5 protein-coding genes and 1 pseudogene are annotated in these 5,240 nt (G+C 68.9%); 3 read left to right on the top strand and 3 right to left on the bottom strand.

Annotation, left to right across the window (positions count from 1 at the left end; genetic code table 11):
• A partial coding sequence (queG, locus tag P3W85_RS30445; protein WP_276267511.1) for a tRNA epoxyqueuosine(34) reductase QueG occupies positions 1 to 885 on the top strand: 885 nt, incomplete at its 5' end.
• On the opposite strand, the gene P3W85_RS30440 is transcribed toward queG, so the two are convergent.
• Positions 878 to 1,771: an AEC family transporter gene (locus tag P3W85_RS30440; protein WP_276267510.1), complete on the bottom strand. Its 894-nt coding sequence runs from the start codon at positions 1,769 to 1,771 to the stop codon at positions 878 to 880. The genes queG and P3W85_RS30440 overlap by 8 nt on opposite strands.
• 187 nt (positions 1,772 to 1,958) lie before the next feature.
• Here P3W85_RS30440 and P3W85_RS30435 point away from each other — a divergent pair, with 187 nt between their 5' ends.
• A complete protein-coding gene (locus tag P3W85_RS30435; protein WP_017225209.1) occupies positions 1,959 to 2,585 on the top strand; it encodes a chalcone isomerase family protein in 627 nt (208 codons plus the stop codon).
• A 138-nt stretch (positions 2,586 to 2,723) separates the two neighbouring features.
• Positions 2,724 to 3,692, top strand: a complete 969-nt coding sequence (locus tag P3W85_RS30430; RefSeq protein WP_276267509.1) for a tripartite tricarboxylate transporter substrate binding protein BugE — start codon at positions 2,724 to 2,726, stop codon at positions 3,690 to 3,692.
• 97 nt (positions 3,693 to 3,789) lie between these two features.
• Here P3W85_RS30430 and P3W85_RS30425 read toward each other — a convergent pair whose 3' ends face one another.
• A complete protein-coding gene (locus P3W85_RS30425) occupies positions 3,790 to 4,719 on the bottom strand; it encodes a carbohydrate kinase family protein (RefSeq protein ID WP_276267508.1) in 930 nt (309 codons plus the stop codon).
• 41 nt (positions 4,720 to 4,760) lie between these two features.
• Positions 4,761 to 5,240: pseudogene (locus P3W85_RS30420) on the bottom strand (glucose-6-phosphate isomerase); the annotation flags it as partial.

Raw genomic sequence — 5,240 nt, 5'->3', positions numbered from 1 at the left:
CCGGCGGCGGGCCCGGATGACTGGCGAGCCCACGAGTTCGCGCGGCTCGACGACCCCGCCACCGCGATGATTTCGCTCTATGCCCGTGGCCGCGACTACCACAAGGTGCTGCGCAACCGCCTGCAGCAGCTTGCCAGCCGCATCGAAGCCGCCATCGGCCCGTTCGGCTACCGCGTCTTTACCGACTCGGCACCGGTGATGGAGGTGGCGCTGGCCGCCCAGGGCGGGCTCGGCTGGCGCGGCAAGCATACGCTGCTGCTCGACCGCGAAGGCGGCTCGATGTTCTTCCTCGGCGAAATCCTGGTCGATGTGCCCTTTCCCGCCGACGCGCCCGAGCCGGGCCATTGCGGCAATTGCCGCCGCTGCATCGATATCTGCCCGACCCAGGCCATCCTGGAGCCGTACCGGATCGATGCGCGCCGCTGCATCTCCTACCTGACCATCGAGCACAAGGGCGCCATCCCCGAGGCACTGCGCGCGCCGATGGGCAACCGCGTGTACGGCTGCGACGACTGCCAGCTGGCCTGCCCCTGGAACAAGTTCGCCCACCGCGCCACGCTGCCCGACTTCGACGTGCGCAACGGCTTCGACGCGCCCGACATGGCTGCGCTGTTCGGCTGGACGGAGGCGGAATTCAACCAGCGGCTGGAAGGCAGCCCGATCCGCCGCATCGGCCATGAACGCTGGCTGCGCAACCTGGCCGTGGGCCTGGGCAACAGCCTGCGCGCCGCCCGCGCCGGCGGCGACACGGCGCTCGCCGCCCGCATCCGCGCGGCGCTTGGCGCGCGCCAGGCCGGGGCCAGCCCGCTGGTACGCGAGCATATCGACTGGGCGCTGGCGCAGGACGGCGCCCCCGATACCGCCAAACCGGCCCCCGCTAGCTGACCAGCGCCAGCCAGAACGGCGTGGTGACGATGGCCGCCACGGTCATCACCGAAATGGTGGCCGCCACCATCGGCCCGTTGCCGCCCATGCGCACCGCCAGGATGTAAGCGCTCGACGCGGTCGGCAGCGAGGCGAACAGCACGACGATCTGCGACTGCAGTTCGGTCAGCGGCAGCAGCCGCCCCACCGCCCAGGCAAAGCAGGGCATAGCCAGCAGCTTCACGCCGCTCCACCATGCCACCGGCCCCGCCGCGCCGGTGGCGCCGCTCATCTGCAGGCCCGCGCCGACCGTCATCAGGCCCAGCGCGGTGGACGCGGAACCCAGCCGGGCCAGCGTCATGCCCAGCACCTCGGGCGGATGCAGGCCGATCAGGTTGGTCAGCAAGCCGCCGGCAGTGGCCAGGATCAGCGGATTGCGCGCCAGCTCGCGCCACAGCCGGGTTTCGCCGTGACGGGCCAGCGCCCATACCGCCGCCACGTTGCACAGCGGCACCGTGCAGCCGACGATCACCGCCATCATCGCGAGTCCCTCGCTGCCGCCCAGGCGCGAGGCCAGCGCCAGCCCGATGTAGGAATTGAAGCGGAACGCGGTTTGCAGGCCCGAGGCGAAATCCAGCGGAGCCGGCCGCAACGCCCATTTGACGGCGTAGCCGCCGACCATGCCGAACGCCGTGGTCAGCAGCGCCAGGCCGAGCATCGCCGAAGTGGAAGAGAAATCGAACCTGGCACTATTGGTGGATTGCAGCAACAGCGCGGGAAACAGCACGAAATAGACCAGGCGCTCCACGCCTGACCAGAAGGCACGGTCGAACGGCGTGTAGCGCACCAGCAGCCAGCCTATCAGGATCAGGCTGAAATCCGGCACCAGCAGGAGGGCAGAAGACATCGTCTCGTTCTGTTTATTCTATGTATGCAGATGACCGCCGCGCCTTGGGGCTGCGCTTGTCTCCCGCCGGCAGGCGAGTGCGGACAACCGGCTCTGCCCCTACGGAGTGCAGACTAGGGCAGATACCGATTGGTATTGTTTCAGAAATCATCGAACATCGCACGTTCCGTCGTACCGTCTACCCTTCATGTTTGCCCGTCGTACCCCGTTTGCGCGCGCCCCGCTGCGCCGCCGCGCCAGCCAGCTCGCACTCACCCTCTGCGTGAGCGCGCTCATGGCCATGCCGCCGGGCTCCGCGCGCGCCAGCGAAATCGAGGGCATGCGTATCGACGATGCCACCCGGGTCGGCGGCAAGGAACTGCAACTGAATGGCACGGGCCTGCGCTCGATGTTCATCATCAAGGGCTATGTGGCCGCGCTCTACCTGCCGGAAAAGGCCCGCAATGCCACGGTGGTGCTGGGCGACCACGGGCCCAAGCGCCTGCAGATCCGGCCATTGCGCGAAGTGGCGTCCGACGCGTTTATCAAGGCCCTGAACGAGGGGATTCGCGAAAACCACAGCGAGGCCCAGTTCCTGAGACTGTCCGACCGCCTGCTCCAGCTCGAACAGACCATGGAGCAGATGGGTACCGCCCGCAAGGGCGACGTGATCAATTTCGATTTTTCGCCCGATGGCGGCACCGTGGTCGCCATCAACGGCACGCCGCGCGGCAAGCCGATCCCGGGCGAGGACTTCTACCAGGCGGTGCTGCGCATTTTCCTGGGCGACCACCCGGTCGACCGGGATCTCAAGCGCGGACTGCTGGGCGGTTGACCCCGGGACGGCCCGCGCGGCCTGCCCGCCAGGACTCACGCCGCCGGCCAGGCCGCCCGTCACATCGGGGACCCGGCCGGCGTTCTTTACTTCGGGCGGGACATCCCCGCCCGCTCTTTTGACGGGAGACACGATCTCATGCAGACAAGCAAAATCGCCCTGGCCCTGAGCCTGGCAGCCGCCGCCTCCGTAGCCCAGGCGGACAATTTCCCGAGCAAGCCGATCCGGCTGATCATCCCGTTCGCGCCCGGCGGCACCACCGATATCGTGGGCCGCGGCGCTGCCGACCAGATGAGCCGCATCCTGGGCCAGCCCGTGGTGGTGGAAAACCGCGCCGGCGGGGGCGGCTCGATCGGCGCCGATGCCATCGCCAAGGCCGCCCCGGACGGCTACACCATCGGCATCTCCACGGTGTCCACGATGGCGGTCAACCCGGCCTGCAATCCCAAGCTGTCGTACGACCCCATCAAGGACTTCAAGCCGATCACCAACCTGGCCAACGTGGCCAACGTGATCGCGGTCAACCCGAACTTCCCGGCCAAGGACTACAAGGAATTCCTCGCCGTGCTGAAGGCCAATCCGGGCAAGTATTCGTTCGCCACCTCCGGCACCTGCGCCTTTGGCCATATGCTGGGCGAGCAGTTCAAGGTCTCCACCAAGACCTTCATGGTTCATATCCCCTACCGCGGCGCGGGCCCGGCGCTGAACGACGTGCTGGCCGGCCAGGTGCCGATCATGGTGGACAACCTGCCCTCCTCGATGCCCTATATCAAGGCTGGCAAGCTGCGCCCGATCGTGGTGGCGTGGCACAAGCGCATCGACGCGCTGCCAAACGTGCCGACCTTCGGCGAACTGGGCCTGAAGGAGCCGAACGACCCGGCCTGGTACGGCCTGGTAGCCCCGGCCGGCACGCCCGACGACGTCATCAGGAAGCTCAACGAAGCCGCCGTCAAGGCGCTGCAGGACAAGGACTTCCAGCAGCGCCTGCGCACCGCCGGCGCCGAACCTTCGGGCAACACCCCGGCGCAGCACGCGGCCGAGATCAAGAAGGAGTTCGAGAAGATGAAGAACCTGGTGAAGGTGCAGAACATCAAGCTGGAGCAGTGATGCCGTGCCGGCTGGCCTGATGCCAGCCTGCGCCCGCCAAAGCCCCGGAGCCAGGCTCCGGGGCTTTTTCTTTTGTGCGCAGGCGCGGCCGGCCCCCTCACGCCGCGACCGCCGCCCGCTCCAGCAGCGCCTGCACCTCCGCCACGGTGGGGGAATATGCGCCCGCGCGCGTAGCGGCCACGGCGGCTGTCGCCGCCGCCCAGCGCGCCTGCCGCGCCAGCGTCGCGTCGGGATCCAGCAGCAAGCCAGCCATCCAGCCGCCCATGGCGGCATCGCCGCAGCCCACGGTGTCGACCACATCGACGGCAAACACCGGCTGCTCGCACGCCTGGCCGCCGTGCAACAGCGTCATGCCGGCCGCGCCGCGCGTCAGCAGCACGCGGGCTTGCGGCGCCAGCGCCCGCAGCGCGGCCAGCGCGGCGGGCTCGTCCAGCGCCGGGTACAGGCCGCGCAGGTCTTCGTCCGACACCTTGATGTAGTCCGCCAGGCCGGCCATGTGCGCAAACACGGCCTGGTACTCCGGTGCGCGCATGGGCGAACGGAAATTGGGATCGAAGGCGATGCGCCGGCCCGCCGCCGCGGCCTGCGTGGCTTCTTCGCACAGGCGCGCGGCAAGCGGCTGGCGCGCCAGGCTCAGGGAGCCGAAATGCACGGTGCGCGCGGCCTGGCGCCAGCCCGCCGGCAGCCTGGCGGGATCGAAGTAGAGATCGGCGCTGTCGTCACCCACGAAGAAATACCGTGGCGGATGCTGCGCGCCGACAAAGGCCAGCAGCGGCGAGCGTTCCGCGCGCTGCAGGAAACGCAGGTCCAGGCCTGCATCCGCGCTGGCCTGGGCCAGCTGGTCGCCCAGCGTGTCGCGGCTGATCGCACCGGCGAAGGCGGTCGGCACGCCCAGCCGCGCGCCCACCCGGGCCACGTTCCAGCATGAGCCGCCGGGCAGGCCGAGCCAGTCGTTGCCGCCCTGGTGAACCATATCGGTCAACGCTTCGCCGAAGACCACATATGTGGGCCATGGTGTCGTTGTCATTGCATCCTCTGTTGTGTTCGCGCGCCGGCGTGCGCCGCGCCTTACCCTTGCCATGCCGACGCGGCGGCCAGCGCGCGCCGGATCAGGCCCGCGGTGGACGCATCGTGCTGCCGGACCGGCCCGCCATCGAGCTCGCTGGCGATCGGCGCGGCCAATTGCTTGCCGAGTTCCACGCCCCACTGGTCGAAGGAGTTGATATGCCACAGCACCCCCTGCACGAAGGTGCGGTGCTCCGAAAGCGCGACCAGTGCGCCGAGGTGATAGGGGTCCAGCCGCTCCAGCAACAGCGTGTTGCTGGGGCGGTTGCCCTCGAACACCAGGTGCGGCACCAGCGCCTCGTCCTGCACGCCCAGCGCCCTGACCTCCTCCGCGGTACGGCCGCGCAGCAGCGCCTCGCCCTGGGCAAAGCAGTTGGCGAGCAGCTTGCTGTGGTGGCCAGGCATCGGGTGCACCGGTTCAAGCGTGGCGATAAAGTCCACCGGCATCCAGTGCGAGCCCTGATGCACCATCTGGAAGTACGC

This window comes from Cupriavidus basilensis (assembly GCF_029335485.1).
GTDB lineage: Bacteria > Pseudomonadota > Gammaproteobacteria > Burkholderiales > Burkholderiaceae > Cupriavidus > Cupriavidus basilensis_E.
Note: the sequence above shows the minus strand (reverse complement) of the source record. Positions and strands in the feature narration are given on the sequence as shown.